Raw genomic sequence first — 25,386 nt, 5'->3', positions numbered from 1 at the left:
GCCCCGGCCCGCAAGGCATTACTCGGCGGGCTGTGCCCCGGTACGCCGCTTGCGGACCGCGAACACGGCGCCCGCGCCCGCCACGACCGCGACGCCCGCCGCCACGCCCAGCGCCGGGCCCGGTATGTCCGAACCGGTGGAGGCCAGGCTGCCGCCCCCGATCGAGCCGCCCGTGGTGGTGCCCGTGCCGCCGATGGTCGAAGCGGCGCCGCCGGCGGAGCCCGTGCCTCCTCCGGTGGAGCCGCCCGAGCCGCCCGCACCGCCGGTCGTGCCCGTGCCGTCGCCGTCCGGCAGTCGGGCGTCGTCGCTCAGCGCCACCGACAGGTCGACGGCGTCGAGGGCGGTGCCGGCCGGGTAGTTGCCGAAGACCTCCGCACCGGCCTCGGTGACGGTGGCGGCGATGCCGTCGACCGTGATGACGTTCTCGGCGGCCCGCAGATCGCCGGACTCGGCCTTGAGGTCGGCCAGGACCACGCCCTCGGTCCGCGCGCCGAGGCTGTTCACGTCGGCGCTCAGCGTGCCGGTGCCGCCGTCGAGGGTGGCCTTCAGGTTGCTCAGGGTCAGGTCGAGGCCGTACTCGCCGCCCGACTCGTGACCCTTGAAGTTGACGGCGCCCTCGAAGGTGGCGGTCAGCTTGTCGGCGTCCGTGTCGTAGGTGCCGGTGGCGTCCTTGAAGGTGAACGCGCCGTTGCCGGCGGCCTGGGTGGCACCGCCGGAGACGGTGACCTTGCCCTTGGCGATGTTGCCGACGACGTACGAACGGAAGGACTCCTTCACGCCCCAGCCGAGGGTGCCGTCGACGATCTCACCCTTGGTGGGGGCCGCGCTCGCGGGGACGGAGGGCGAGGCGCTCGTGCTCGCGGTGGGGCTCGGGTCCTGGGGGCCGGGTGTGGTCTCCGGGGCGGTCGGTTCCGGGTCGGTCGGTGCCGGGTCGGTGGGGTCAGGGTCGGTGGGGTCAGGGTCGGTCGGTTCCGGGTCGGTGGGCTCGGTGGACGGCTCGGTGCTGGGTTCCCCGGACGGCCCGGTGGTGGGCTCCGTGCTCGGCTGCGTCTTCTTGGCCACCGTCAGCGGGTCGCCGGCCGCGCCCGCGTAGTCCGCGCTGCCGAGGTACTCGCCCGCCTCGGTGGTGAGGGTGGTCGCCATGCCGGTCATCTCGCGGGTCACGTCGACCGTGGCGAGCGGTACGTCGTCGCCCTTCTTGACGGGCGTCGCCCCGGAGGTGTCGACCGCCGTCACGTCCGCGGTGATCTCACCGGCGCCGCTGTCGAAGCGCACGTCGGTGAGCGTGACCTCGAAGTGGTGCGCGGCGGACGCGCTCACCAGCCTGCCCTTGAAGCCGAGGTCGACGGTGTGCGCCGTGGTGTCGTACGTCCCGGTGCCGTCGGTGAACGTGAACGCGCCGTTCCCGGCTGCCTGAGTGGCGCCCTCGGAGGCGGTGAAGCTGCCGAACATGCCGACGTACGTCCGGTAGGACTGCTTGATGCCCCACGTCAACTCGTAGTCCGAGAGCGGGGATTCGGCCGCCGAGGCGGTGGTGGCGCCGCCCAGCGTGGCGAGGGCGGTCGCGCCGAGGGCGGCGGCCGTGGCCACGGCGGCGGCGAGTGCGGTGGAGCGGCGTCGTCTGACGGGCATGGCTCGGTTCTCCTTGGGTGTCGGGGGTGTTCAGCCCTGGTCCGGGGCCGGGCCCGCCGGGGACTCGGCGGAGGCGGCGGACGCGGCGGGCCGGGCGCGGCGCCTGCGGAGGGCGACGGCCACGAGGGCGGCGGCCGCCAGCAGCAGGGCGCCGGCCGCGAGGGAGACGGGAAGTGCGGGGAAGTCGCCGTCGTCGGTGGTGCTCGCGACGGGTGCGGCGGAGGTGTCGGCAGCGGTCTTCCCGGGCTGCGGACTCGCGCTCGGCGTGGGCTCGCTGCCGAGGTCGGGCAGGGCGGGCAGTTCCGCGCCGGCGGTGAGCGCGACGGCGAGGGACACCGGGTCCATCTCGGTGCCGGCCCGGTACATGCCGCCGAAGGCCTTCGCGCCGCGCGCGGTGAGCTCGGCGGGGGCCTCGGTGACCTTCACCAGACCGCCGGACGGCTTCAGTTCGGCGGCGGTGAAGGTGACCAGGGGCACCTTCTTCTCCTTGACGTCCGGGCTCGTCACGTCGGCGTAGAGCGTGCCCTTGCCGTCCTCGACGACGGTGCGTACGTTGCCGAGGCTCAGGTCGAGGCCGTGGGCGCCGGTGAAGCGCACCGCGCCCTCGAAGGCGGCGGTGAGATCGCCGTCCTCGTACGTCCCCTCGCCGCCGGGGAAGCGGAAGAGCGCGCCGCCGTCCTGGGCGCCCGCGGACAGGGCCCACTTGCCGTCGGCGATGTCGCCGGTGACGTACTCGCGGAAGGTGCGGCGCACGCCCCAGTCGACGGCGCCGTCCTGGATCGCGCCGCCCGACGTCTTCGTGGGCTTCGGCGACTTGGCGGACGGTGAGGGGGTGGCCGACGGCTGCTTCTCCTGCTGCGGCGCGGACGCCTCGACGTCGACGGACAGGCTCACCGGGTCGAGCGCGGTCCCGGCGGTGTAGTACCCGGCGAAGGAGCGGGCGCCCTCGGCGGTGAGGGTGGCGGGCAGGTTGTTCAGGGCCACGGTGCTGCCGCCGCCCCGCATGTCGATGCCGCCGAGGGAGAGGGAGGCGAAGGGCACCTGACGGGACGTCGTGACCGCCCCGGTGTCCTTCGCCCGGCTGACGACGTCCACGTGGAGCGTGCCGGTGGCGCCGGAGATGCTCACGGTGGGACGGCTGAGGGTGAGGTCGAGCTGGTGGGCGCCGCCGCTCGTGCGGTGGCCGAGGAAGTGGACGCCGCCGGAGAAGGCGGCACGGAAGGCGCCGGTGGCGGCGTCGTAGGTGCCGGTCGCCGAATGGAAGCGGAAGGCGCTGCCGCCGACGGTCGCCGCTCCCCCGGTCAGGGAGTAACTGCCCTTGGCGATGGGCCCGGTGACATAGCTCTGGAAGGAGGACTTGATGCCCCAGTCGAGGCGTCCGCCCTGCACGGTCCTGCTCTCGGCGTGGGCGGCGGTCACGGGGAGCAGGGCGCCGAGAACGGCCGCGCACACCAGGGTGACCAGGGCGCGAAGGCGGGCGGGCATGCGAAGTCCTCCGGATCGGGGGGCCGGTAGCGAACAAAGGTAAGGCTAACCTAAGCTCTAGTCGACCGGCATCGGCCGTCGACGAGAGGAACGGACCACCGTGCGACGCTTGCGCAACCCACTGGCGGGAGCACTGCTGTCCGTGCTCGCCCTGACCCTGACCGCGACCGGATGCGGAGGTTCCACCGAGGCCGCACCCGGCGACGGCGGCGGCAACTCACGGGCCGCCCCGGCCGGGGAGTCCGTCGCGAACCGGGTGGAACCGCTCGCGAAGAGACCCGAGCCCCGGCTCCCGGTGACCGTCCGGTCCGCCGACGGCGAGCGGGTGACGGTGCGGGAGGCCGAGCGGATTGTCCCCCTGTCCGGCAGCCTCAGCGAGATCGTCTTCACCCTCGGGCTCGGCGACCGGGTCGTCGCCCGGGACATCACCGCCACCTTCGAACAGGCGGCGAAGCTCCCGGTGGTCACCCGGGGCCACGACGTCTCCGCCGAGAGCGTGCTGTCGCTGAAGCCGGACCTGGTGATCGCGGAGACCACCACCGGCCCCGAGGAGGCGGTGGACCAGATCCGCGCCGCCGGCGTCCCGGTGCTCTTCGTCGAGGCGGCCAAGGGCCTGGACGACGTGGGCCCGCGCATCCAGGCGGTCGCCGGCGCGCTCGGCGTACCGGCGGCGGGGCGGGAACTGACCCGGCGTTCGGAGCAGCGGATCGAGGCCGTACGCGAGGAGGTCCCGCACGGGGAGGAGCCGCGGGTCGCCTTCCTGTACCTGCGCGGCTCGGCCTCCGTCTACCTCATCGGCGGGAAGGGCTCCGGCGCCGGTTCGCTGATCGAGGCGGCCGGGGCGGTGGACGCCGGGGCCGCCTCCGGCCTCGGCAAGGATTTCACCGCCATCACCAGCGAGGCCCTCGTCAAGGCCGCGCCGGACGCGATCCTCGTGATGAGCAAGGGACTCGAATCGGTCGGCGGCGTGGACGGGCTGGTGAAGATCCCCGGCGTCGCCCAGACCCCGGCCGGGATGGACCGCCGGATCGTCTCCGTCGAGGACGGTGTGCTCCTCAACTACGGCCCGCGCACCGACCAGGTGCTGAAGTCGGTCGTGGCGCAGCTGTACGGCGAGGACGGCGCCGAGTGACCGTACTGGACAAGCCGGCCCGCCCCCAGGTGCCCGCGGACCCCGCCGCGCCCCGCGCGCCGCGCACCGCCGCCTGGCTGCTGACCGCCGCCCTCGCCGCCGGCCTCCTGGTCCTCGTCCCGGTCGCGGCCGGCACCGGCGCCTACCCGATCCCGGTCGGCGACGTACTCGGCTCGCTGCTGCACCGCACCGGGCTCGGCGGCACGGAACTGGACCGGGTGGCCGAGTCGGTGCTGTGGAACGTGCGCTTCCCCAGGATCGTGCTCGCGCTTCTCGTCGGTGCCTCGCTGGGCTGCGCCGGCGCCCTGATGCAGGGCGTGTTCGGCAACCCGCTCGCCGAGCCGGGCGTCATCGGCGTCTCCTCGGGCGCGGCGGTCGGCGCGGTCGGCGCCATCGCGTTCGGCCTGAACTTCCTCGGCACCTGGACGGTGTCCGTCTTCGCGTTCGTCTCCGGGCTCGTCACGGTCCTGGTCGTGTACGCGATGTCCCGCTCGGGCGGCCGTACGGAGGTCGTCACGCTGATCCTGACGGGCATCGCGGTGAACGCCTTCGCGGGGGCGCTGATCGGGCTGTTCCTGTTCTTCGCGGACACGGCGGCGGTCAACCAGATCACCTTCTGGCAGCTGGGCTCGCTCGCCCAGGCGACGTGGCCGAAGGTGCTGGCGGTCCTGCCGTGCGCGGTGCTGGGCCTCGGGCTCGCCCCGCTGTACGCCCGCCGGCTCGACCTGCTCGCGCTCGGTGAACGTCCGGCCAGGCACCTGGGCGTGGACGTGGAGCGGCTGCGGATCGTGCTGGTGCTGGTGATCGCGCTGCTGACCGCGGCGGCGGTGAGCGTGGCCGGTGTCATCGGCTTCGTCGGACTCGTCGTCCCGCATCTGCTGCGGATGGCGGCGGGGCCGGGGCACCGGTTCCTGATCCCGGGCAGCGCCCTGCTCGGCGCGCTGGTCCTGCTCGCCGCCGACCTGGCGGCCCGCACGGTCGCGGAGCCGGCCGAACTGCCGCTCGGGGTACTGACGGCGCTGCTGGGCAGCCCGTTCTTCTTCTGGCTGCTGCGCCGCACCCGGCGCAGGCAGGGAGGCTGGGCATGAGAAACGTGAAGCTGCCGCGGCTCGTGCCGTCCCGTCCGGTGCCGCCGCCCCCGGCCGCGCCGGGCGACGTCCTCGCCGAGGCCGAGGGACTGCGCGTGCGCCTCGGCGGTCAGCCGGTCCTCGACGGCGTGGACGTACGCGTCCGCGCGGGCGAGGTGCTCGCCCTGGTCGGTCCCAACGGGGCGGGCAAGTCCACCCTGTTGGGCGCGCTGGCCGCCGATGTCCCGGCCGCCGAGGGAGTCGTACGCGTCCACGGTCGCCCGGTGACGGAGTGGTCGGCGCACGAACTGGCGTTGCGCCGAGCGGTGCTGCCGCAGTCGGCCTCGCTGTCCTTCCCGTTCGCGGTGGAGGAGGTGGTCCGGATGGGCCGGGCGCCCTGGGCGGGCGGCGACCGGGAGGGCGAGGACGACGCGGCCGTGGCCGAGGCGATGGCGCGCACGGAGGTGACCGGCTTCGCCGGGCGCCCGTTCTCCGCGCTCAGCGGCGGCGAGCGGGCCCGGGTCGCGCTGGCCCGCGTCCTCGCGCAGCGCGCTCCCCTGCTGCTGCTCGACGAGCCGACCGCGGCCCTGGACCTCAGGCACCAGGAACTCGTGCTGCGGTTGTGCCGGGAGCGGGCGCGGGCCGGGGACGCGGTGGTCGTCGTCCTGCACGACCTCGCGCTGGCGGCGGCGTACGCGGACCGGGTGGCGGTCCTGCGCTCGGGCCGGATCGCGGCCGGGGGCCCGCCGTCGGAGGTGTTCGCGGAGGAGTTGCTGTCCGAGGTCTACGACCAGCCGGTGGAGGTGTTCCCGCACCCGCGCACGGGGGCGCTCCTCGTAGTCCCCCGACGCGCGCCGTGACGCACGCCGTGACGCCTGCCCACCCGACGACCCGACGAGGCCGTCTTTGACGCACCTTTGACCTTCCTGTGAGCACTTTATTGAGCCACCGTGACCGGCCCGTGCTCATACACCGTCCATGAGATTCGGATCACCGCATGGACGGTCGCGATCGTCATCGCGCTCGGCTTCGGCTGTGCGCTGGAGTTCGGCTCGCAGGAGCTGACGTTCAAGGCGCAGGAGGCGCTGGGCGGTTCGCTGTCCATCCTCGCGGTGGTCCTGGTGACGTGGATGGTGTTCTGGATGCGGCGCACCGCCCGGCACCTCAAGGCGGAACTGCACGGCAGGCTGGACGCGGCCCTGGCGATGGGCACCGGCGCGCTGGTGGCCACCGCGTTCCTGGCGGTCGGCCGGGAGGGCCTGGAGACGGCCCTGTTCGTGTGGGCGTCGGTGCACGCGGCGAGCGACGGCACCCCGCGCCCGCTGGTCGGCGTGGCCCTGGGGCTGGCGACGGCGGTGCTGCTCGGCTGGCTGTTCTACCGGGGCGCGCTGCGCATCAACCTGGCCCGCTTCTTCACCTGGACCGGCGGCATGCTGGTCGTCGTGGCGGCGGGCGTCCTGGCGTACGGGGTGCACGACCTGCAGGAGGCCGACCTGGTGCCGGGCCTGACGAACCTGGCCTTCGACATCAGCAACACCGTCGATCCGTCGAGCTGGTACGGCACCCTGCTCAAGGGCGTGTTCAACTTCCAGCCCGATCCGACCGTCCTCCAGGTCACGGTGTGGCTGCTGTACCTGGTCCCGACGCTCGCGCTCTTCCTCGCCCCGGTAGGGTTCGCCTCCGGGAAGGGGAAGGTGAAGGAACCTGATGAGCCAGGATCGCGGCCCTCGAAGGCCCCGCAGGCTTGAGAAGTGCGCGCTCATATCCGCCTCGGCGACCGCTTTGTCGTTGGCGGCGAGCGGATGCGTGGTGGTGCACGGTGAGCGCGAGGTGCTCCCCTCGGCCACCCGGGCCGAGGCCGCGAAGGCGCTGGAGCAGTTCACCACCGCGTACAACAAGGCCGACAAGGCGTACGACGCCGATCTGGACGCCGAGCGCACGACGGGCGCCCTCGCCGCGATCGACTCGGCGCGGCTGGAGGCGGGGGCGGCCAACCACCCGGACGGCAATCCGACGCACACGCCGCTGGAGCTGACCGACGCCAAGTTCACGATCCCGAAGAAGGCGGGCTGGCCGCGCTGGTTCGTCGCGGACGCCAAGGCCAACAAGGGCGGGAACGCGCGCTGGTTGCTGGTGTTCACCCGGGACGGCCTGGAGGATACCTGGGAGGCGGCGTACCTGACGCTGGTCGCCCCGGGCAAGGTGCCCGAGTTCAAGACCGACGGGGACGGCTGGGCGGAGGCCGTGCCCGCGAACTCGACGGACGTGAGCGTCCCGCCGGCCGAGCTGAGCAAGGGCTACGCGACGTATCTCGAGGACGGCGGCGAGACCTTCGCGGACGGGACGCACACCAGTTCCTGGCGGGCGTTGCGCGAGAAGCGGTCGACCCGCCCCGGCCTGGCCACGCAGTACATCGACGAACCGCTGACGAACGGCGACTACGCGCCGCTGGCGCTGCGGACGAAGGACGGCGGGGCGCTGGTGTTCTTCACCACCCGGCACTTCGAGAAGCAGACCGCGGCGCGGGGCGCGTCCGTGCCGACGCCGAACAAGGACGTGCTGGCGCTGACGGACGGCGAGATCAAGCAGTCGCTGACGATGGAGTTCGTCTCCAACGAGGTGGCACTCGACCCGGCGGACGGCTCGGAGACCGGACAGGTGTCGGTACTGGGCCGGGTCCAGGGCCTGACGTCGGCGAAGGGCGAGTAGCCGCCCTGTCCGTTGCGGACTCTCAGCGGCGCAGGGGCCAGGCGATGCCCGCGTGGTCGTTCTCCTCGCCGGCGTGCCGGGCGCAGGCGTCGGTGAGGGTCTCGAGGAGGGTCAGCGGGTCCGGCAGCGGATGCTCGGGGCCGCGTACCCAGTGCACGGTCCGGTCCTCGCCGGGCAGCCGGGCCGGCGGTACCAGTACGTAGGAACCCCGGCAGTGCCAGCGCAGCCCGGGGTGCTCGTCCATGGTCTCGGGGTGGCAGTCCAGCTCGCACGGCCACCACTCGTCCTCGTCCTCGGGGGTGCCGCGGGTGAGGGTGAACAGCAGCATGCGTCCGTCGTCGCTCTCGGCGACCGGGCCGACCTCGATCCCGGCGTCGAGCAGCCGCTGAAGCGCCTCGCGACCGGCCTGGAGGGGCACGTCCAGGACGTCGTGCACCATGCCGGTCGCGGTGATGAAGTTGGCCTCGGGCTGGTGCCGGGCCCAGCGCTCGATCTGGGCGCGGTCGGTGGTGGACTGCGTCTGCCAGGCGAACGACACCGGGTGCCGGGCCGGGGTGGGACAGCCCACGCGATCGCAGGAGCAACGGTATCCGGCGGGGTGCGCGGCGGGCGCCAGGGGCAGTCCCGCACCGGCGGCGGCGAGCAGCAGGTCCTCCCGGCCACCGTCTCCGGCAGCCTCCTTGGGGCGGCGTCCGCGCAGCCACGAGGAGAGTTTGCCCTGCAGACCGCTCCGACCGCCGAACTCCGCGCTCATCTATCCCCTTGCCCTCGCCGTCGTGCGCACCAGCATGCCCTATCGTCGCACCATTCCGCGCTTCGGGGTCGCGAAGGGACAAACTTCCCTGGTCAGGCTTCTTTGGTCAGACTCCTTCGGTCACCGGGGAGCGAGTCCGTGGAGCGCGTAGTCGACGAGCGTGTCGGTGTAGGCGTAGGAGACCGGGCCCGTGTGCTGGAGCCAGCGCTGGGCGAGCGGCGAGACGAAGAGTTCGAGCGCGATGCGCGGGTCGATCTCCGGGCGCACCTGGCCGGCCTCCTGGGCGGCGCGCAGACGGTCGGCATGGAGCTGGAGCGACGGTTCGAGGAGCTTGGCGACGAACTCCCGGCCGAGCTGTTCGTTGACGAGCCCCTCCGCCGCCAGGGCCCGGGAGGGGGCCTCGAACTTCGGGTCGTAGAGCTGGTCGACGGTGGCGCGCAGCACGGCCTTGAGGTCGGCGGCGATGTCGCCGGTGTCCGGGATGGCGTAGGGCGCCTCCTGCCCCTGAGCCTGTACGGCCTGTTCACCGAGGTCGAGGAAGGCCTCCAGCAGGACCTGCGCCTTCGACGGCCACCAGCGGTAGATCGTCTGCTTGCCGACGCCGGCGCGGGCGGCGATGCCCTCGATGGTGGTCTTCGGGTAGCCGACCTCGCCGACCAGGGCGAGGGCGGCGTCGTAGATGGCCTGACGGGACCGCTGGCTGCGCCGGGTGGCGTCGGGGTGCGGCCGCTCGGCGGCGGGGGCGGGGGTGCGGGTGGACTTCTGTGTGGCCATGGTTCGAAGTTACCAGGTTGACAAGACGGTACGTCTCGCCGACAGTGGAGTTCCGAGCCTACGAGACGGACCGTCTCGTACCGCGAGGCGATGGCACCGATCCGAGGGAGGACCCCCATGACCCGAGGTGGAACCGGAAACATGCTGGGCGTCGGCGGCACGCGCCGGAATCTCGGCCGTGACGCCCTGCGCGGCGGCGACCGGGCCGGCCGCGTCGGCGGCGGCCTGTCCCCGCAGGCCCGGAAACGGGAACTGCTGCGCAAGCTGCGGGAACGGCGGCAGGAACCCAGAAGCTGACCGAGCCGTCCCCGGCCGCTCAGCGGCGTGGCGCCCGCGCGTTCTCCAGGTAGTGCAGAACGGCCGCCACCCGCCGGTCGACCCGGTCGGCCGGGGACAGGTCGAGCTTGGCGAAGATGCTGCGGATGTGCTTGTGGACCGCGCCGTCGGTGACCACGAGCCGCCCGGCGATGGCACTGTTGCCCAGGCCCTCGGCCATCAGGCCGAGCACCTCCCGCTCACGCGGGCTGAGGCGCTCGAGCCGGGTGTCCTGACGGGTGCGGGTGAACAGCTGGGCGACGACCTCCGGGTCGATGGCGGTCCCGCCGCCCGCGACCCGGCCGAGCGCGTCCATGAACTCCTCGACCCGGCCGACGCGCTCCTTGAGCAGATAGCCGAGGCCGCCCACCCCGCCGGTCAGCAGGTCGGTGGCGAAGGACTGCTCCACGTACGCGGACAGCACCAGAACGGCGAGTCCGGGGCGCCGCCGCCGGGCCTCGACGGCCGCACGGACCCCCTCGTCGGTGTGGGTGGGGGGCATGCGCACGTCCAGGATGGCCACGTCGGGCTCGTGCTCGTCGATGGCGTCGAGCACCGACTCGGCGGTGTCCGCGGTGGCCACCACGTCCATGCCCTCGGCCCGCAGCAGCAGGGCGAGCCCCTCGCGCAGCAGGGGGGCGTCCTCGGCGATCACGATCCGCAGGGCACGGTGCACGTCACGTTCCACGGGGAGGTCCACTTCCAGGTCGTCGGGCCGCAACGACCTTACTCGGTGGCGCGGTTGACGGCCTGCGTCACTCTTCCCCGGCCGGCCAGGGGTCGCCCCAGGCCGCGTCCCGGGCCGCCTTGTACAGGTCGCCGTGGCGCTTGGTGACCGTCCGCCGGCGGAGCCGCTCGTCGGGCTCGCACAGGTCGAGCAGGACCTGGCCCTTGCGGATCTGCGGACGCCGGACCACGCGGGAGGGGGCCGGGGAGACCGGGAGCCGGGTGGCGGCGACGTAGCTGAACTTCTCGTCCTCGTAGGCGAGGGAACCGCTCTTGACCTGCCGGTGCAGGCTGGACCGGCTGACGCGCGCCGCGAAGTGGCACCAGTCCGTGCCCGGCACGATGGGGCAGGCGGCGCTGTGCGGACAGGGCGCGGCGACCTGGAACCCGGCGGCGATGAGCCGGTCGCGGGCCTCGATGACACGGGCGTGACCGGCGGGGGTGCCGGCCTCGACGATCACGACGGCCTGCCCGGCCCCGGCCGCGGCATCGACGAGAGCGGCGCGGTCGGAGTCGGTCAGCTCGTTGAGTACGTAGGAAACGGTGACGAGATCGGCGCTCCCGACGGTGAGCGCCGCTCCGATCCGGGAGCGCTGCCAGCGGACGTCGCGCAGGGCGGGGAGCGAGGCGGCGATCTCCCGGCCGAGGGCGAGCGCGGGCTCGGCCCAGTCGAGCACGGTCACCGGACGCGTCCCGTCCCAGGTGTCGCTGACGGCCCAGGTCGCGGCGCCGGTCCCGCCGCCCACGTCCACGTGGCTGCCGGGCGCCCATCCCGGCACGGCCGCGGCGAACTCGGCCAGCGCGGAGCGCACCGCGGCGAAGGTGGCGGGCATGCGGTACGCGGCGTAGGCGACGACGTCGGCGCGGTCCCGGAGGATGGGGGCGTCGGTCGGGGTGTCCCCGCGGTAGTTGGCGATCAGCCGCTCCACGGCCTGCGCGGCCTGCCGGGGCGGGAGCCCGTCGACGAGATCGGCGAGGGTGGCTCGCAGGGTGTCGGCGGGGGTGGCGGGGTGGTTCACCCGGCGATTGTACGAGGCACTCCGTGGGGGTGGGGGCGTGTGGTCACCCGGGGTGGGGGTGGGGGCGCGGGGTGGGTCGCGCGGGCCGGTGCCTGCCGGGTGCCCGGCGTGGGTGGGGGCGCGGGGCGGGTCGCGCGGCCCGGTGCCTGCCGGGTGCCCGGCGTGGGTGGGGGCGCGGGGCGGGTCGCGCGGCCCGGTGCCTGCCGGGTGCCCGGCGTGGGCGTGGGCGCGGGGCGGGTCGCGCGGCCCGGTGCCTGCCGGGTGCCCGGCGTGGGTGTGGGCGCGGGGCGGGTCGCGCGGCCCGGTGCCTGCCGGGTGCCCGGCGTGGGTGCGGGCGCGGGGCGGGTCGCGCGGCCCGGCGTTGCGGGGTGCCTCCCCCACTCTCGGCTTCGCTCGAGCGGGAGGTGCCCCCACCGCCCACCCGTGCCGCCCCAGCGGCACGACTGCCCGCAGCTAGGTACGGCGAGAAGGGGACGTGTCGGGGGGGTGTCCGCCCGCAGCGGTTGGCGCGTCAACGGGGCCCGCTTCTGTGGCCGACCGATTCCGCGCCGTTCCGAGGACGGACACCCCCCGGCGCGGCCCCGACCCACCCACAACGCACCGCGCTACGCGCACCCCCACCGAACCCGCACAGGCGCCGCAGGCACCCCGCACCCCCACCACCGCCGGAGGCAGAGGCACCCCGCCCCACCGCCGGAGGCACCCGCACAGCCGCCCGGCCTCAGGCCCGCACCGCCCGTGCCACCTCGGTGCACAGTGCCGCGCGGGGGCCGTTGGACGGGGGGCGGCGGCGTGGGTGGACCGTGTTGGCGAGGAGGATCGCGAAGGTGTCCGTCGCCCGGTCGAGGACCAGCATCGTGCCGGTGAAGCCGGTGTGGCCTGCCGTCCCGCGTCCCGCCAGCTCGCCCATGAACCACGGCTGGTCGAGGACGAAGCCGAGCCCGGGCTCGGTCAGCAGCAGTTCCACGAAGTCGGGGCCGAGGATGCGCGCGGGCCCGTGGGAACCGCCCGCGAGCAGCGTCCGGCTGAAGACCGCGAGGTCCCGCCCCGTCGAGAACAGCCCCGCGTGACCGGCCACCCCGCCCAGCGCCCACGCGTTCTCGTCGTGGACGACCCCGCGCAGCATCCCCCGGTCCACCTTGGCCCACGGCCGCCGCTGGTCCTCGGTGGCCGCCGCGCCGGGGCACGGTCCGAAGTGCGTCGCCGTCATGCCCAGCGGCCGGGTGATCCCGTCGCGGACCAGGACGTCGAGGGTGCGGCCGGTGATGCGTTCCAGGACCTGCTGGAGGAGCAGCATGTTGAGGTCGGAGTAGCAGTACGTGCCGGGCACCCCCACGGGTGGCTCCGCGCGCAGCCGCCGCAGCCGTTCCTCGTCGTCGGCGCAGTCGTACAGCGGGAGTTCGGGCCGCAGCCCGGAGGTGTGGGTGAGCAACTGCCGTACGGTGACGCGGTGTTCGGCCGCGGCCCGGAAGTCCGGCAGGTAGGCACCCACCTCCGCGTCGATGCCGAGCGTGCCCCGCTCGATCTGCTGCACGGCGGCGACCGCGGTGAACAGCTTCGTCAGGGAGGCGAGGTCGAAGGGCGTGTCGACGGTCATCGGCACCCGGGAGCGCGCCGGCAGCTCCACGCCCGTGTCGCTGTGCGCGTCGTAGGCGGCGTAGCGCACGGCCCAGCCCGCCGCCTCCTCGACGGCGAGCACGGGTCCGCGTCCGACGGCCACGACGGCGCCCGCCGCCCAGGGGCGTTGGCCGGTGGTGAGGTCGTGCACCTGGGCGACGACACGGCGGAGCCCCTCGGGATCGAGCCCTGCCCGCTCGGGGGTGTCGCCACGCAGTCTCGGAGCGCTCAGCTGTCCGCTCCCTTGCCTGCTCCCTTGCCTGCTCCCTGCCCGGCGGTGCGCCCGGCCGAGGGCCGGCACATGGTCACGAGGAAGCCGAGCGCCACGACCGCCGCCACCAGCTGGACGACGGCCATCGGTACGGCGGTGTCCTCCCCGGCGATCCCGACCAGCGGGGAGGCGACGGCGCCGATGAGGAAGGAGGACGTGCCGAGCAGCGCGGAGGCGGAGCCGGCGGACTTCTTGACCCGCATCAGGGCGAGCGCCTGAGTGTTGGGCAGGCTGATGCCCATCGCGGACATCAGCACGAACAGCGCGGCGGCGACCGGCCCGAGCCCGACCTCGCCGAAGACGCCCAGGGACATCAGCAGCAGCGCGGTCGCGGCGGCGATCACGACGACGAGGCCGAGGCCGAGCACCCGGTCCAGCCTGACCCGTCCGACGAGGATCTTGCCGTTGATCTGCCCGACCACGACGAGTCCGACCGAGTTGACGCCGAACAGCAGGCTGAACGTCTGCGCGGAGGCGCCGTAGATCTCCTGGACGACGAACGGCGACGCCGCGACGTAGGCGAACAGCGAGGCGAAGGCGAAGCCGCCCGCGAGCATGTACCCGGTGAAGGCGCGGTCGGCGAGCAGTCCGCGCATCGCGCGGAGGGTGTCGCCGACACCGCCCGCGTGCCGCTCCTCGACGGGCAGCGTCTCCGGCAGCTTGGCCCACACCACCGCGCCGAGGATCACGCCGACCACGACCAGGACGACGAACACGCCCCGCCAGTCCGTGAAGCGCAGGATCTGCCCGCCGATGAGCGGCGCGACGACCGGCGCGACGCCGGAGATCAGCATGAGGGTGGAGAAGAAGCGGGCCATGGCCACGCCGTCGTACAGGTCGCGTACGACGGCGCGGGCGATGACGATCCCGGCGGCGCCCGCGAGTCCCTGCACCAGCCGGAAGGCGACGAGGACTTCGACGGTGGGCGCGAACGCGCACAGGGCGGTGGCGACGACGTAGACGGCGAGTCCGGCCAGCAGCGGGCGCCGACGCCCCCACTTGTCGCTCATCGGACCGACCACGATCTGCCCGAGGGCCATGCCGGCCAGGCAGGCGGTGAGCGTGAGCTGGACGGTGGCGGCGGGCGCGCTCAGGGACCGGGTGACCTCCGGGAGCGCGGGGAGGTACATGTCCATCGCCAGCGGCGGCGTGGCGGTGAGGCTGCCGAGGATGAGGGTGACGAGCAGACCGATGCGGCGGGTGGCGGGCAGCGAGCGGGCGGCCGGTCCCGTTCCCGGTCCGGCTGCCTGTACAGGCTTCGCGGTCTTCCCTTGTGGCGTCTGCGTCGTCTGCGTCGTCTGCGTCGTTCGCTTGCTCGGCGTCGTCGGCGTCGGCGTCGGCGTCGGCGTGGTCATGTCCGGTGACCGGTGCGGTATGGACGGCCCGCGCTCGGGCATGTGCCCCTCCCTCTTCTACGGATCCGCCACCTATGCTCTCAGCTCGTACGGACTTGAACGAACAGACTCGAACGACGAACGAACCTGAGCGAGGGTGGGGCAGGGTGTCAGCGGTGACCGGGCAGAAGGTGCGCTGGGGGATTCTCGCGACCGGCGGGATGGCGGCGAGGTTCACGGCGGATCTGGTCGATCTGCCGGACGCGGAGGTCGTGGCGGTCGCGTCGCGGACCCAGGCGTCGGCGAAGGCGTTCGCGGAGCGGTTCGGGATACCGCGGGCGTACGGCGGCTGGGAGACGCTGGCGCGGGACGAGGACATCGACGTGGTGTACGTCGCGACGCCGCACTCGGCGCACCGGATCGCGGCCGGCCTGTGCCTGGAGGCGGGCCGGAACGTGCTGTGCGAGAAGCCGTTCACGCTGAACGCGCGCGAGGCGGCGGAACTGGTCGCGCTCGCCCGCGGGAACGGCGTCTTCCTCATGGAAGCGATGTGGATGTACTGCAACCCGCTGGTGCGGCGGCTGAAGACGCTGGTCGACGACGGCGCGATCGGCGAGGTCCGCAGCCTTCAGGCGGACTTCGGTCTCGCGGGCCCCTTCCCGCCGGCGCACCGGCTGCGGGACCCGGCGCAGGGCGGCGGTGCGCTCCTCGACCTGGGCGTGTACCCGGTGTCGTTCGCGCAGCTGCTGCTCGGTGAGCCGTCGGACGTCGGGGCGCGCGCGGTGCTCTCGGAGGAGGGCGTCGATCTCCAGACGGGCGCGCTGCTCTCCTACGAGAGCGGCGCTCTCGCCTCGGTGCACTGCTCCATCACCGGCGGTACGCCCAACTCCGCGTCGGTCACCGGCTCCGAGGGCCGTATCGACGTCCCGAACGGCTTCTTCTTCCCGGATCACTTCGTACTGCACCGGGACGGCCAGGACCCGCAGGAGTTCCGGGCCGACCCGGCCGACGGGCCCCGCGAGAGCCTGCGGCACGAGGCCCAGGAGGTGATGCGGGCCCTGCGCGCCGGGGAGACCGAGTCGCCCCTGGTCCCGCTGGAGGGCACCCTCGCCGTGATGCGGACGCTCGACGCGATCCGGGACCGCGTCGGCGTCCGCTACCCGGGAGAAGCGCAGGAGCCGGTCGTCACGCCGGCTTGAGCCCCGGCTCCCCCACCTCCGTCACGAAGGACCCGGCGGTCGTGACAGGCGCGCCCTCGGTGGTCACGTGGGACACCGTCTTGAAGTCGGCGCGCGCCGACTCGCGGCCCAGTGACACCGTGGCGTAGCCGCGCCGCCCGTTGAAGAACTTCAGGTGCGGGTTGGCGGTCATGAGGGTGTCCCAGCTGGACGGCTTCTCCGAGCCGTTGCCGCCGCTGGTGATCGAGGTGGTGACGATCTCCGTGCCCAGGGTCCGGGAGTCCGGGTCGTCGAAGTCGCGCTTGATGTCGAAGCCGTAGGAGACGTGCACGTCGCCGGTGAGGACCATGAGGTTCTCGATCCCGGCGGCCTGCGCGCCGGCCAGGACCCGTTCGCGGGAGGCCGGGTAGCCGTCCCAGGAGTCCATGGAGACCTTGGACGGCGTGGTGGTCATGTTGTACCGCTGGGCGAAGGTGACCTGCTGGGGAACGACGTTCCACAGGGCGTTCGACCGGTGCCAGCCGTTGATCAGCCAGCGCTCCTGGGCGTCGCCGGTCAGCGTGCGGCCCGGGTCCTCGGACTCGGGGCCGGGGAACTGCCAGCCGTCGCCGTACGCCTGGTTGGAGCGGTACTGGCGGGTGTCGAGGACGTCGAACTGGGCCAGCCGGCCCCAGTGCAGGCGGCGGTAGAGCTTCAGGTCGGGGCCGTCGGGCAGCTGGGGGCGGCGCAGCGGCATGTTCTCCCAGTAGGCGCGGTAGGCGGCGGCCCGGCGGATGAGGAACTCCTCCGGCGGGACGCTGTTCTCCGGCGTCTCGTCGGCGTAGTTGTTCTCGGTCTCGTGGTCGTCCCAGGTGACGACGAAGGGGTGCGCGGCGTGTGCGGCCCGCAGGTCGGGGTCCGACTTGTAGAGGGCGTACCGCAGCCGGTAGTCCTCCAGCGTCACCGTCTCGTGGTTGAAGTGGGCGGGCAGGGTGCCGGCGGGGTAGGCGCGGGACCCTCCGGTGGCGTTGACGGCGTACTCGTAGAGGTAGTCGCCGAGGTGGAAGACGACGTCCACGTCCTCCTGGGCCAGGTGCTTGTACGCGGTGTAGTAGCCCTCGTCGTACTTCTGGCAGGAGACCAGGCCGAAGGTGAGGTCGGCGACCCGGCTGTGCTCGGCGGGCGCGGTGCGGGTGCGGCCGGCGGGGCTGACGTACCGGCCGGCGCGGAAGCGGTAGTGGTAGACGTGGCCGGGCGCGAGGTGGTCGACCTCGACGTGCACGGTGTGGTGGAACTCGGGGTGGGCGGTGGCCCGGCCCCTTCTGACGACGCGGCGGAACCGTTCGTCCAGGGCCACCTCCCAGCTCACCTCGACGCGTTTGGCGGGCAGCCCGCTGTCGGCCTGGTACGGGACCGGGGCCAGGCGCGTCCACAGCAGCACGGAGTCGGGCTGCGGGTCGCCCGAGGCGACGCCGAGCGTGAAGGGGTCGGCGGGCAGCTGCGCGGCGTCCAGCTCGGCGGCGCTCGCGGTGCCGGCGGCCGGCAGGTTCACGGAGAAGGCGAGCGCGGCGGCGGCGCCGGTCACGGTCAGGAAGCGGCGGCGGCCCAGGCTCCGGGCGGCGGCACGGAGTTCGGGCGCGTGCGAGGGCTGCGACTGGGCCGGGACCGGGGCCTGGGCCCCGTGTGCGGCCTGGATCGGGTCCTGGTGGTTCGCGGGTGTCATCCGTTCCTCCCCTTGCGGTGGTTGCAAGGGGCATTCGACGGGCCGGGAACGACCCGAGCTTGGCGCGGACATGGCGATCGCGTGTCGGACGGATGAGTTCCGCAAGTTCCGCGACCCGTACGCTGCGGCCTCATGAACACCGCGAAAACCATCGACGAGGAAAGCACCGGCGCGCGGAAGGTCGCCGTCGTCACGGGCGCCGGATCAGGCATCGGCCGGGCGGTCGCCGTCGAACTGCTCACCGCCGGCTGGTCGGTGGCCCTGGCCGGCCGCCGACCCGAACCCCTGGCGCAGACGGCCGCGGCGGCACCGGCCGGCGGCGGCACGGCGCTCACCGTCCGCGCCGACGTGTCGCGCCCCGAGGACGTGGCGGCCCTGTTCGGCGCCGTGCGGGACCGGTTCGGGCGACTCGACCTGCTGTTCAACAACGCGGGGACGTTCGGTCCCGGCGGCGTGCCGGTCGAGGAACTGCCCTACGACGCTTGGCGGCACGTGGTGGACACCAACCTCAACGGGGCGTTCCTGTGCGCGCAGGCGGCGTACCGGCAGATGAAGGAGCAGGACCCGCAGGGCGGCCGGATCATCAACAACGGCTCGATCTCGGCGCACACGCCGCGCCCGCACTCGGTGGCGTACACGGCGACCAAGCACGCGCTGACGGGTCTGACCAAGTCCCTGTCGCTGGACGGCCGTCTCTACGGCATCGCGGTCGGCCAGATCGACATCGGCAACGCGGCGACCGACATGACGGCCGGCATGCAGACCGGCGCGCTGCAGGCCAACGGGGAGACGGCACCCGAGCCCGTGATGGACGTCGCCGACGTCGCGCGCACGGTGCGGCACATGGCCGACCTGCCGCTGGAGGCCAACGTGCAGTTCGCGACGGTCATGGCGACGGCGATGCCGTACGTGGGGCGCGGCTGAGCGCACGCCGTGGGGTCACTCAGCGATTCACACAATCGGAATTTCAAGGTCCGCGGTATTGCGACCGGTGAAGGACGTATGCTCAAATCTCCTTCACCAGAACTTCACACTTGAAGCGTTGGCGTTCCACAACGCTCCATGGGCCATACCGAGGGGGGAGGCGGCAGCCGTTCCGACACGCCAGTGGGCGGAACGGCTGCCGCACCGTTTCCCGGTTACGCCTGCCCGGTCTCGAAGCGGGCGATCCGGCCGTCCTCGTCCACGGTGAAGTCCCACCGGGTGCGCATCTCGCCCCAGGTGTCGTTGCGGTAGCGGGCGATGAGGGCACGACCGCCGTTCGACTCGTTGTCGACCTCCATGTGGCCGTTGGAGGAGAAGATCTCCTGGTCGATCCACTGGTCGAGGTTCCGGTCGTCCCCGTCGTCGGCCATGGTGGCGTCCGGTGCGAGCAGCGCGAGGAAGGCCTCGCGGTCGTGGGCGTTGACGGCGGCGACGAAGGCGCGGACGGCCGGGTCGCTGAGTCGCGTGGTCTGAATGGTCATGGCGGCAGCGTCACACCGGCTCCGCACACCCGCCACCGGGGCCACCACCGGACCACCACCCGGCCCACACCCTCCACCGCCCGGTCCACCACCCGGCCCACACCCTCCACCGCCCGGTCCACCACCCGCCACCACCCGGCCCACCACCGGTGCTCCCACCCACCACCACCCGAACGGCGCCCGCGACGGGCCCCGGAGCCGCGGACGCGCGACGGTGGACAGATGAGCCGCCGCCGTCCGCGAGGCCCGTCCGCGAGGCCCGTCCGCGAAGGAGTCGAAGAAGTGAATTGCTATGACCGGCGTGATCTCGGACTGCTGCTGCTCCGCCTGGGCACCGGCGGCGTACTGGCGGCGCACGGCGCGCAGAAACTGCTCGGCTGGTTCGGCGGGGGCGGGATCGAGGGCACCGGCCAGGCCATGGAGGCCATGGGCTACACGCCGGGCCGGGCCAGCGCCACCGCGGCGGGCCTGGCGGAGGCGGGCGGCGGGACGCTGCTGGCGCTGGGCCTGGCCACACCGGCCGCGGGTGCGGCGGCGGTCGGCGCGATGGCGGGCGCCGCGGCGGTGCACGCCCCCAACGGCTTCTTCGCCCAGGCCGGCGGCTTCGAGTACGCGGCGTCCCTGGGCCTCACGGCCGCCGGTCTCGCGGTCACGGGGCCCGGCCGCCTCTCGCTGGACCACGCGCTCGGCCACGCGGTCAACCGGAACTGGATGGTCCCCGCCGCCCTCGCGGTGACGGCGGCGGCCACGACGGTGGTCGTGGGGGCGCGGAACAGGCGGCTGCGCAGGGCGGCGGAGGGGCAGCAGGAGCCGCTGTTCGACTGACGGCCGTGGGAACCGGGAACATGGCACGCTGCTCCACATGAGCGACCACCCGGACGGCGCGCGAGCCGACCTCTGGAACACCGTCGACGACCTGTGGAAGTGGCTGGAGGCGGACGAATCCGTCCGCGGCCGGGAGGGCCTGCTGCTGCGCATGCTGAAGCTGTCGGAGGAGGTCGGCGAGGTCGCCGAGGCGGTGATCGGCGCGACCGGCCAGAACCCGCGCAAGGGCGTCACGCACACCTGGGACGACGTTGAGGCGGAGCTGTGCGACGTCGTGATCACGGCGCTGGTGGCACTGCGGACCCTGACGCCCGAGGCCCGGGAGGTCTTCGGCCGGCATCTGGCACGAGTGGCGCGGCGCTCGCTGGGTGAGTGAGTGACCGAGGGGAACCACGGAGGTCCGCACCCGTGGGAGTCGGCCACGGGTGCGGACCGGGGACTTGCTCAGCTCGCGCTGCAGGACACGGTCGGCCAGGTCCAGTTGCCGTTGGCCTGGACCGTGGCGCCCCAGTTGTTGCCGCTGCCGTTCGACTTGGCGGTCAGCGTCTGCGCGTTGGGATAGCTCGCGTTGACGTTCCAGGTCGACATGACCTTCGCCGGGGACGGCACGTTCATCGTCACCGTCCAGTCACTGGCCCCGCTGACGGAGACGTTGAGGTTGTACCGGTCGCCCCACTTCTGCCCGGCGGACAGCGTCGCGGTGCACCCGCCGCCCCCGCCGCCTCCGCCACCCCCGTTGTCGCCGCCACCGCCGGAGCCCGTACCGCCGACGTTGATGTTGGAGCTGCCGCTGCTCTGGTAGCCCTCGGTGGCCATGATCATGTAGTAGCTGAAGTTGCCCAGCGGCATCCCGGCCCGCGCCCACGCGTCGAAGTGGTTGCCGGTGGTGATGGTGCCGCCGGTCCGCTTCGACTGCCGGACGCTCCAGTACTGGTCGAAGGTGCGGGTGCCCTCGACGGAGGGCTTGTTGACGCGGGTCGTCCTGTAGATGTCGTAGGTGCCGCCGTCACTGGTGACGGTGCCCTTGTACTCGCCCGTGGGCCGGTAGGTGCCCCAGTTGTCGACGATGTAGTACTCGACGAGCGGGTTGGACGTCCATCCGTAGAGCGCCAGGTACGCGTTGCCCGACGGGTTGAAGGTGCCCGAGTACTGCACGGTCCGGCGGCCGCCGTTGGCCCAGCCCTTGCCGGCGACGAAGTTGCCGGTGTTGCGCCACGAGGTGCTGTACTGCCCGCCGGAGCCCATGTTCATGGAGACGGTGCCCTGGCTGTCGGTCCAGAACGAGTAGTAGTAGCCGTTGTCGGTGCCCTCCTGATTGGTCGTGACGACCGTGTCGGCCTGGGCGGTGCCCGGCAGCATCAGCGCGGCGAGCGCGGCCAGCGCGACGGCCCACGCACTCCGGACGAGCAACGTGACGGGACCGCGTCTGCGGCGCCTCGGTTGGACGAGCAGGTTCATGGGGGGGTGCTTCCTCTCCTGGAAGGTCCTGCGAGGACTCGCGAGGTTCGGACAACGGCGCCAGTGTTGGCCTGCACCCGTCAAGCGTCAATAGTTTCGGTGCATATTTCGAAACCTTCGCCGTGCCGAAGACGCTCACTGGAAGGAGAAGCTGCAGTTCACCTCCCCCTCCCCCCAAGGCAGCGAACCGCAGGCGAAAGTTACTCACCAAAGCTTCCGGAAAGAGAGATGAACGCTTCCGAAAATTTCGAAGCCCCGCTCTCTGGACAGCCGTCGAGTGGACTCACATCCTCGGTAGAGGCAGAGCACCGTTCACCACAACGGAGGTTGGCGCTCGTGAAGTTCAGCTACGCGATGCTCCCCGACTACCCCCTGGCCGAGTCCCTGGAGTCGATCCGGCTCGCCGACGAACTCGGTTTCCACGCCTGCTACGCCGCCGACGAGACGTGGCACAAGGACCTCTGGCTCCTCTTCGCGGCGGCCGCCGGCCGCACCGACCGCATCCGCCTCGGCCCCAGCGTCTCCCCGGTGACGCTGCGCGAGCCGACCTTGATCGCCCAGGCCCTCGCCACGCTCGACGAACTCTCGGGCGGCCGCGCCGAAGGCGTCCTGTCCAGCGGCAACTTCGGCCTGCTGGCCCAGTACCGCATCGACTGGACCCGCACCAGGCCGCTCTCCCGCGTGAAGGAGGCCCTGCACGTGATGCGCACCTTCCTCGACGAGGGCAGCATCACCCACGAAGGCGAATTCTTCTCGTACGACGGCCTGTTCACGTTCGCCCGCCCGGTCCAGGACCGGCTGCCGCTGAAGCTCGGCGCGATGCGGGGCCCGAAGTCCTTCGAGGCGGCCGGGGAGTTGTCGGACGGCTGTCACCACGCCCTGAGTTACACGCGCGAGGCCTACGACTACGCGGTGCGGCACATCAGGGCGGGTGCGGAGCGGGCCGGCAAGGACTGGCGCTCGCTGGACATCGGGGCCTGGGTGGTCTTCGCCACCGGCCCCGACTCGGCGACCGCCAAGGAGGCGGCGCGCAGCATGGTCGGCATCTACGCCTCCTCCATGCCCGAGGAGCAGTTGCGCCGCAACGGCGTCGACCCGTCGGAGCTGAAGCCGGTCATCGACGCCATCGGCGCCGGCGACCTGGCCCGCGGCATCGAACTGACCACCCCGGAGATCGCCGACCGCCTCTCCGTCGCGGGCACGCCCGAGGAGTGCCGGGAGAAGATCGAGCGGGACATCGCACCCAGCGGCGTCAACCACATGATCTGCGCGATCACCGACCGCGCTCTCGTGAGGGCGTTCACGGGCCGGGACCTGCCGGAGGCGGCGGACGTGAACACGCAGCTGCGGCTCGTCGCGGAGCGGGTGATGCCGGGGTTCGCCTGAGGGGGCGGCGCGCAACGGTGCCGACACCGTCAGACGGCTGCCGGTGCCGAGGCCCGACCCCTCAGTGGCTGTCGGTTCGCGGCCTGGAAGCGCCCGGTCGCGAACTCGTTTCCGAATCCGAGCCCGAGTCGTCCCCCCGCTTCCTCTTGGCCTTCCGCTGCCTGATCTTCTCGATCACTTCTTCCGCGAAGGCCTGGAGAGGGTAGTTGTCGGGACTGAGATAGATCTTCGCCTGCTCGTCCTGGCTGACGTCGCTCGGAACTTGGACACCGGCGATACCGGCGACTGCACGCAGGACCGCCTCCACGCCCGGTTGAGGCCCTGCCGTCTTCTCAATCTCCGAGACCTTCGCCTCGAAGGTTCCGATGTTCTCGAAGTACGCGAGCTGTTTCCCCTGTTCGACATCGGGCTTGCCATGGACGGCGGGGCGTGGCGGCACTGGCGGGTTCTCGTCACTGCGCCGCACCTTTCCGGACCACACCTTGTAGAGGTTCTTCCCGTGCGCCTGCTCCTTGGCGAGTTTGTCAACCCCGTCGAGCGCGTAAGGCCTTCGTGCGTTTCCGTCCTCCGACCGGTCCCAGAGTTCCTGGTCGACCTCCTCGCGCAAGGTTCTGTCGCGCATCGAGTGCTCCGGCAGATCATCACGGTAGAAATTATCCATCTCCGGCCCAGTGAGTTCACTGCTTCCGCCCGCCAGCGCCGGATAGCCGAGCCCGTAGCCGCCACCGCCGTACGGGCTCTGGGTCGCCTTCACCCCAAGAATCGCCGTGTCATCGTCTTTCCAGGCTATCAAGTAGTGTTTTACGTTCTTTTTTCCCGAGCGTTCGACCCACTTGTCATGGTCACCTTGTTTGTTATAGGCGCCAGACTTATCCGTTCTGATGTACTGGGCCTTTTCATTACTGGATATTTTGTGTTCCGAGAAGTGACCCGGACTGAAGTCTCCCAAAGCCCGCTGCACAGGGGCCGTGCGCGAGATCGGGTGGGCGGGAGCGGTCCGGTGAACCATCCGAGCAACCGCGGCGTTACCGACCGTGGACTGGAGGCCGAGCAGGCCACTCGGCCGCGCGGGCGGGGCGGCGGACCGTCTGCTCGCCGAGGCGCGCGCCCCTTCAGCGGCGGCGTGCTTGGCGTTCTCGTGATCACGCATGGAAGGTCGCTCCACTGGTGCGGCGTCGTCAGTCTTCCCTGCATACAGGGTGGCGGCCGCTGATACCAGGTACAAAGGGGCAGCCATGAGCCCACCGGGTAGGCAGCGCACAGCACCATGTGCCGGGCCAGTCGGCCCTTGGTGGCGAACGCCCGCTCGTCGGAGACCCACGAGGTACCGCAGCGTTTCCTGTCCGGCACAGTCTTCTCGCGGCAGCCAAAAAAAAGGGGGCGGCAGACGAGTCGGGCTGTACGCCGGGTTCTGTTCCGGAAGGTCCTCGCGGGCCTTCCGGCGACGGCCATCCATCTAGGGCCGGCGTTGCCACCGGCCTCCAGCGGTCTACCCGCGGACTCGGGCGGGCAGCCCTCGATCGTCCGCGCAGAGCGCGTTTTACGGCGCTCCTCTTGACCTTGCTCCGGGTGGGGTTTACCTAGCTGCCCAGGTCGCCCTGGGCACTGGTGGTCTCTTACACCACCGTTTCACCCTTACCGGGGGCCGAAGCCTCCGGTGGTCTGCTTTCTGTGGCACTGTCCCGCGGGTCACCCCGGGTGGCCGTTAGCCATCACCCTGCCCTGTGGAGCCCGGACGTTCCTCGGGAAGTCCCGTGAGGGACTCCACGCGGCCGCCCGCCCGGCTCGTCTGCCGTGTGGACCATGGTACCGGGCGCGGCGGAGGGCGTCGGACGGGCTCAGAGGAAGCCGGTGGTGTCCAGGTCGAAGGCGAAGGGGGCGGGGAGGGTGAGCGGCTTTCCGAGGGCGACGGTGCAGTGCTGACGGTAGTCGTCGTGGCCCGGGTCGCTGAACAGCGTGATCGACGAGTCCTGGCGGTCGACGAGCAGGTAGAACGGGATGCCGCCGCGCGCGTATGCGTGGCGTTTGATCTCGCGTTCGGTCTTGGGCTTGTCGGAGGTCACCTCCAGCACCAGGCTGACGCCCTTGCACGGCATCCAGGGCGCTGCCCCGCGGAACAGCCGGAGCGCGCGGGGGACGAAGGTGCCGTCCGGGATCACGTGGTCCAGGGGTTGTCCTTCCGCGTTCTGCAGGGTCAGGCCCTTGTGCGCGGAGAACTGCAGGTCGGCTCGCGACCGCCTGTACACCTGGCTCAGAATCTGGCTGATGCAGTGTTCATGATCTCCGTCCGGCGGCGGTGTGAGGACGAACTCGCCCTCGATGAGTTCCGCCCGGAAGCCCGTGGGAGCTTCCAGTTCGACGAACCATTCCACGAGCAGCCGCAGTGAGATCGGGTCATGCGTCGTCGCCAAGGCGGGTCCCCCTTCGTTCCTCGCGGCCATGGTGGGGCGGCTGCCCCGCCGCTGTCCGTGGGCGGGGGAGCCGTTCCCCCGATCGTGGCCGCTTGACCCTGCCGCAACGTCAACGTTTCTACTGG

General features: G+C 72.3%; 23 protein-coding genes, 1 other RNA gene and 1 pseudogene. 11 read left to right on the top strand and 14 right to left on the bottom strand.

The window, feature by feature from the left end:
- Positions 1-18: 18 nt before the first annotated feature.
- Both ABS735_RS06340 and ABS735_RS06335 read right to left on the bottom strand, forming a co-directional pair.
- Complete coding sequence (locus tag ABS735_RS06340) at positions 19-1,632, bottom strand: HtaA domain-containing protein (protein WP_373901852.1); 1,614 nt, start codon at positions 1,630-1,632, stop codon at positions 19-21.
- Between the two features lie 30 nt (positions 1,633-1,662).
- On the bottom strand, positions 1,663-3,117 hold the full coding sequence (locus tag ABS735_RS06335) for an HtaA domain-containing protein (RefSeq protein WP_373901851.1): 1,455 nt from the start codon (positions 3,115-3,117) through the stop codon (positions 1,663-1,665).
- A gap of 100 nt (positions 3,118-3,217) precedes the next feature.
- On the opposite strand from ABS735_RS06335, the gene ABS735_RS06330 reads away from it, so the two are divergent.
- The 5 genes and pseudogenes from ABS735_RS06330 (at position 3,218) to ABS735_RS06310 (ending at position 8,025) form a co-directional block, all read left to right on the top strand.
- Complete coding sequence (locus tag ABS735_RS06330; protein WP_373901850.1) at positions 3,218-4,249, top strand: heme/hemin ABC transporter substrate-binding protein; 1,032 nt, start codon at positions 3,218-3,220, stop codon at positions 4,247-4,249.
- Positions 4,246-5,337, top strand: coding sequence for a FecCD family ABC transporter permease (locus ABS735_RS06325; protein ID WP_373901849.1), 1,092 nt, complete (start codon positions 4,246-4,248; stop codon positions 5,335-5,337). Before ABS735_RS06330 ends, ABS735_RS06325 begins: the two co-directional genes overlap by 4 nt.
- Positions 5,334-6,176: a heme ABC transporter ATP-binding protein gene (locus tag ABS735_RS06320; protein ID WP_373901848.1), complete on the top strand. Its 843-nt coding sequence runs from the start codon at positions 5,334-5,336 to the stop codon at positions 6,174-6,176. Before ABS735_RS06325 ends, ABS735_RS06320 begins: the two co-directional genes overlap by 4 nt.
- A gap of 144 nt (positions 6,177-6,320) precedes the next feature.
- Positions 6,321-7,064: pseudogene (gene efeU / locus ABS735_RS06315) on the top strand (iron uptake transporter permease EfeU); the annotation flags it as partial.
- Entirely contained in the window at positions 7,024-8,025 is a 1,002-nt protein-coding gene (locus ABS735_RS06310) for an SCO2278 family lipoprotein (protein WP_373901847.1), read from the top strand. The pseudogene efeU and the gene ABS735_RS06310, both read left to right, overlap by 41 nt.
- A gap of 22 nt (positions 8,026-8,047) precedes the next feature.
- On the opposite strand, the gene ABS735_RS06305 is transcribed toward ABS735_RS06310, so the two are convergent.
- Both ABS735_RS06305 and ABS735_RS06300 read right to left on the bottom strand, forming a co-directional pair.
- On the bottom strand, positions 8,048-8,779 hold the full coding sequence (locus ABS735_RS06305) for a bifunctional DNA primase/polymerase (RefSeq protein ID WP_373901846.1): 732 nt from the start codon (positions 8,777-8,779) through the stop codon (positions 8,048-8,050).
- Between the two features lie 120 nt (positions 8,780-8,899).
- Positions 8,900-9,553, bottom strand: a complete 654-nt coding sequence (locus ABS735_RS06300; protein WP_373901845.1) for a TetR/AcrR family transcriptional regulator — start codon at positions 9,551-9,553, stop codon at positions 8,900-8,902.
- Between the two features lie 117 nt (positions 9,554-9,670).
- Here ABS735_RS06300 and ABS735_RS06295 point away from each other — a divergent pair, with 117 nt between their 5' ends.
- Positions 9,671-9,850, top strand: a complete 180-nt coding sequence (locus ABS735_RS06295; protein WP_373901844.1) for a DUF6243 family protein — start codon at positions 9,671-9,673, stop codon at positions 9,848-9,850.
- A 19-nt stretch (positions 9,851-9,869) separates the two neighbouring features.
- Here ABS735_RS06295 and ABS735_RS06290 read toward each other — a convergent pair whose 3' ends face one another.
- From ABS735_RS06290 to ABS735_RS06275, 4 genes are all read right to left on the bottom strand, one after another.
- The gene (locus ABS735_RS06290; protein WP_373902318.1) at positions 9,870-10,532 is read right to left on the bottom strand and encodes a response regulator transcription factor; all 663 of its coding nucleotides are present in this window, start codon (positions 10,530-10,532) and stop codon (positions 9,870-9,872) included.
- Positions 10,533-10,623: 91 nt separating this feature from the next.
- Positions 10,624-11,613: a small ribosomal subunit Rsm22 family protein gene (locus tag ABS735_RS06285; protein ID WP_373901843.1), complete on the bottom strand. Its 990-nt coding sequence runs from the start codon at positions 11,611-11,613 to the stop codon at positions 10,624-10,626.
- Positions 11,614-12,334: 721 nt separating this feature from the next.
- On the bottom strand, positions 12,335-13,381 hold the full coding sequence (locus tag ABS735_RS06280) for a serine hydrolase domain-containing protein (protein WP_373901842.1): 1,047 nt from the start codon (positions 13,379-13,381) through the stop codon (positions 12,335-12,337).
- A 77-nt stretch (positions 13,382-13,458) separates the two neighbouring features.
- Positions 13,459-14,898 (bottom strand): multidrug effflux MFS transporter, encoded by a 1,440-nt coding sequence (locus ABS735_RS06275; RefSeq protein ID WP_373901841.1) that lies wholly within the window; start codon positions 14,896-14,898, stop codon positions 13,459-13,461.
- Positions 14,899-15,011: 113 nt separating this feature from the next.
- On the opposite strand from ABS735_RS06275, the gene ABS735_RS06270 reads away from it, so the two are divergent.
- Positions 15,012-16,034, top strand: a complete 1,023-nt coding sequence (locus ABS735_RS06270; RefSeq protein ID WP_373901840.1) for a Gfo/Idh/MocA family protein — start codon at positions 15,012-15,014, stop codon at positions 16,032-16,034.
- Here the strand turns inward: ABS735_RS06270 and ABS735_RS06265 are convergent.
- Positions 16,021-17,715, bottom strand: a complete 1,695-nt coding sequence (locus tag ABS735_RS06265; RefSeq protein ID WP_373901839.1) for an alkaline phosphatase D family protein — start codon at positions 17,713-17,715, stop codon at positions 16,021-16,023. The genes ABS735_RS06270 and ABS735_RS06265 overlap by 14 nt on opposite strands.
- Positions 17,716-17,847: 132 nt before the next feature.
- On the opposite strand from ABS735_RS06265, the gene ABS735_RS06260 reads away from it, so the two are divergent.
- Entirely contained in the window at positions 17,848-18,639 is a 792-nt protein-coding gene (locus ABS735_RS06260) for an SDR family oxidoreductase (RefSeq protein WP_373901838.1), read from the top strand.
- 215 nt (positions 18,640-18,854) lie between these two features.
- Here the strand turns inward: ABS735_RS06260 and ABS735_RS06255 are convergent, their stop codons facing one another.
- A complete protein-coding gene (locus tag ABS735_RS06255; RefSeq protein ID WP_007389745.1) occupies positions 18,855-19,181 on the bottom strand; it encodes a nuclear transport factor 2-like protein in 327 nt (108 codons plus the stop codon).
- 282 nt (positions 19,182-19,463) lie between these two features.
- Between ABS735_RS06255 and ABS735_RS06250 the strand changes: the two genes are divergently transcribed.
- Both ABS735_RS06250 and ABS735_RS06245 read left to right on the top strand, forming a co-directional pair.
- Entirely contained in the window at positions 19,464-20,006 is a 543-nt protein-coding gene (locus ABS735_RS06250; RefSeq protein WP_373901837.1) for a DoxX family protein, read from the top strand.
- Positions 20,007-20,043: 37 nt separating this feature from the next.
- Positions 20,044-20,382 carry a MazG-like family protein gene (locus ABS735_RS06245; protein ID WP_373901836.1) on the top strand — a complete coding sequence of 113 codons (339 nt, stop codon included), beginning with the start codon at positions 20,044-20,046 and terminating at the stop codon, positions 20,380-20,382.
- 68 nt (positions 20,383-20,450) lie between these two features.
- On the opposite strand, the gene ABS735_RS06240 is transcribed toward ABS735_RS06245, so the two are convergent.
- The gene (locus ABS735_RS06240; RefSeq protein WP_373901835.1) at positions 20,451-21,464 is read right to left on the bottom strand and encodes a glycoside hydrolase family 11 protein; all 1,014 of its coding nucleotides are present in this window, start codon (positions 21,462-21,464) and stop codon (positions 20,451-20,453) included.
- 336 nt (positions 21,465-21,800) lie between these two features.
- Between ABS735_RS06240 and ABS735_RS06235 the strand changes: the two genes are divergently transcribed.
- A complete protein-coding gene (locus ABS735_RS06235; protein ID WP_373901834.1) occupies positions 21,801-22,850 on the top strand; it encodes an LLM class flavin-dependent oxidoreductase in 1,050 nt (349 codons plus the stop codon).
- 61 nt (positions 22,851-22,911) lie between these two features.
- Here ABS735_RS06235 and ABS735_RS06230 read toward each other — a convergent pair whose 3' ends face one another.
- From ABS735_RS06230 to ABS735_RS06220, 3 genes are all read right to left on the bottom strand, one after another.
- The gene (locus ABS735_RS06230) at positions 22,912-24,000 is read right to left on the bottom strand and encodes a hypothetical protein (RefSeq protein ID WP_373901833.1); all 1,089 of its coding nucleotides are present in this window, start codon (positions 23,998-24,000) and stop codon (positions 22,912-22,914) included.
- Positions 24,001-24,234: 234 nt separating this feature from the next.
- An RNA gene (gene rnpB / locus ABS735_RS06225) (RNase P RNA component class A) lies at positions 24,235-24,638 on the bottom strand.
- Between the two features lie 50 nt (positions 24,639-24,688).
- Positions 24,689-25,291: a Uma2 family endonuclease gene (locus tag ABS735_RS06220; protein WP_373901832.1), complete on the bottom strand. Its 603-nt coding sequence runs from the start codon at positions 25,289-25,291 to the stop codon at positions 24,689-24,691.
- Between the last annotated feature and the right edge of the window lie 95 nt (positions 25,292-25,386).

Source organism: Streptomyces sp. MMCC 100 (assembly GCF_041538145.2).
Lineage (GTDB): Bacteria > Actinomycetota > Actinomycetes > Streptomycetales > Streptomycetaceae > Streptomyces.
The sequence above is the reverse complement of the archived record's forward strand: the minus strand, read 5'-3'. Positions and strand labels throughout refer to the sequence as shown.

Bases quoted from the DNA above. Each gene is read 5' to 3' on its own strand.
- ABS735_RS06340 (WP_373901852.1), bottom strand. From the start codon at position 1,632: ATGCCCGTCAGACGACGCCGCTCCACCGCACTCGCCGCCGCCGTGGCC.
- ABS735_RS06335 (WP_373901851.1), bottom strand. From the start codon at position 3,117: ATGCCCGCCCGCCTTCGCGCCCTGGTCACCCTGGTGTGCGCGGCCGTT.
- ABS735_RS06320 (WP_373901848.1), top strand. From the start codon at position 5,334: ATGAGAAACGTGAAGCTGCCGCGGCTCGTGCCGTCCCGTCCGGTGCCG.
- ABS735_RS06310 (WP_373901847.1), top strand. From the start codon at position 7,024: ATGAGCCAGGATCGCGGCCCTCGAAGGCCCCGCAGGCTTGAGAAGTGC.
- ABS735_RS06305 (WP_373901846.1), bottom strand. From the start codon at position 8,779: ATGAGCGCGGAGTTCGGCGGTCGGAGCGGTCTGCAGGGCAAACTCTCC.
- ABS735_RS06300 (WP_373901845.1), bottom strand. From the start codon at position 9,553: ATGGCCACACAGAAGTCCACCCGCACCCCCGCCCCCGCCGCCGAGCGG.
- ABS735_RS06295 (WP_373901844.1), top strand. From the start codon at position 9,671: ATGACCCGAGGTGGAACCGGAAACATGCTGGGCGTCGGCGGCACGCGC.
- ABS735_RS06275 (WP_373901841.1), bottom strand. From the start codon at position 14,898: ATGCCCGAGCGCGGGCCGTCCATACCGCACCGGTCACCGGACATGACC.
- ABS735_RS06265 (WP_373901839.1), bottom strand. From the start codon at position 17,715: ATGACACCCGCGAACCACCAGGACCCGATCCAGGCCGCACACGGGGCC.
- ABS735_RS06260 (WP_373901838.1), top strand. From the start codon at position 17,848: ATGAACACCGCGAAAACCATCGACGAGGAAAGCACCGGCGCGCGGAAG.
- ABS735_RS06255 (WP_007389745.1), bottom strand. From the start codon at position 19,181: ATGACCATTCAGACCACGCGACTCAGCGACCCGGCCGTCCGCGCCTTC.
- ABS735_RS06245 (WP_373901836.1), top strand. From the start codon at position 20,044: ATGAGCGACCACCCGGACGGCGCGCGAGCCGACCTCTGGAACACCGTC.
- ABS735_RS06240 (WP_373901835.1), bottom strand. From the start codon at position 21,464: ATGAACCTGCTCGTCCAACCGAGGCGCCGCAGACGCGGTCCCGTCACG.
- ABS735_RS06230 (WP_373901833.1), bottom strand. From the start codon at position 24,000: ATGCGTGATCACGAGAACGCCAAGCACGCCGCCGCTGAAGGGGCGCGC.
- ABS735_RS06220 (WP_373901832.1), bottom strand. From the start codon at position 25,291: ATGGCCGCGAGGAACGAAGGGGGACCCGCCTTGGCGACGACGCATGAC.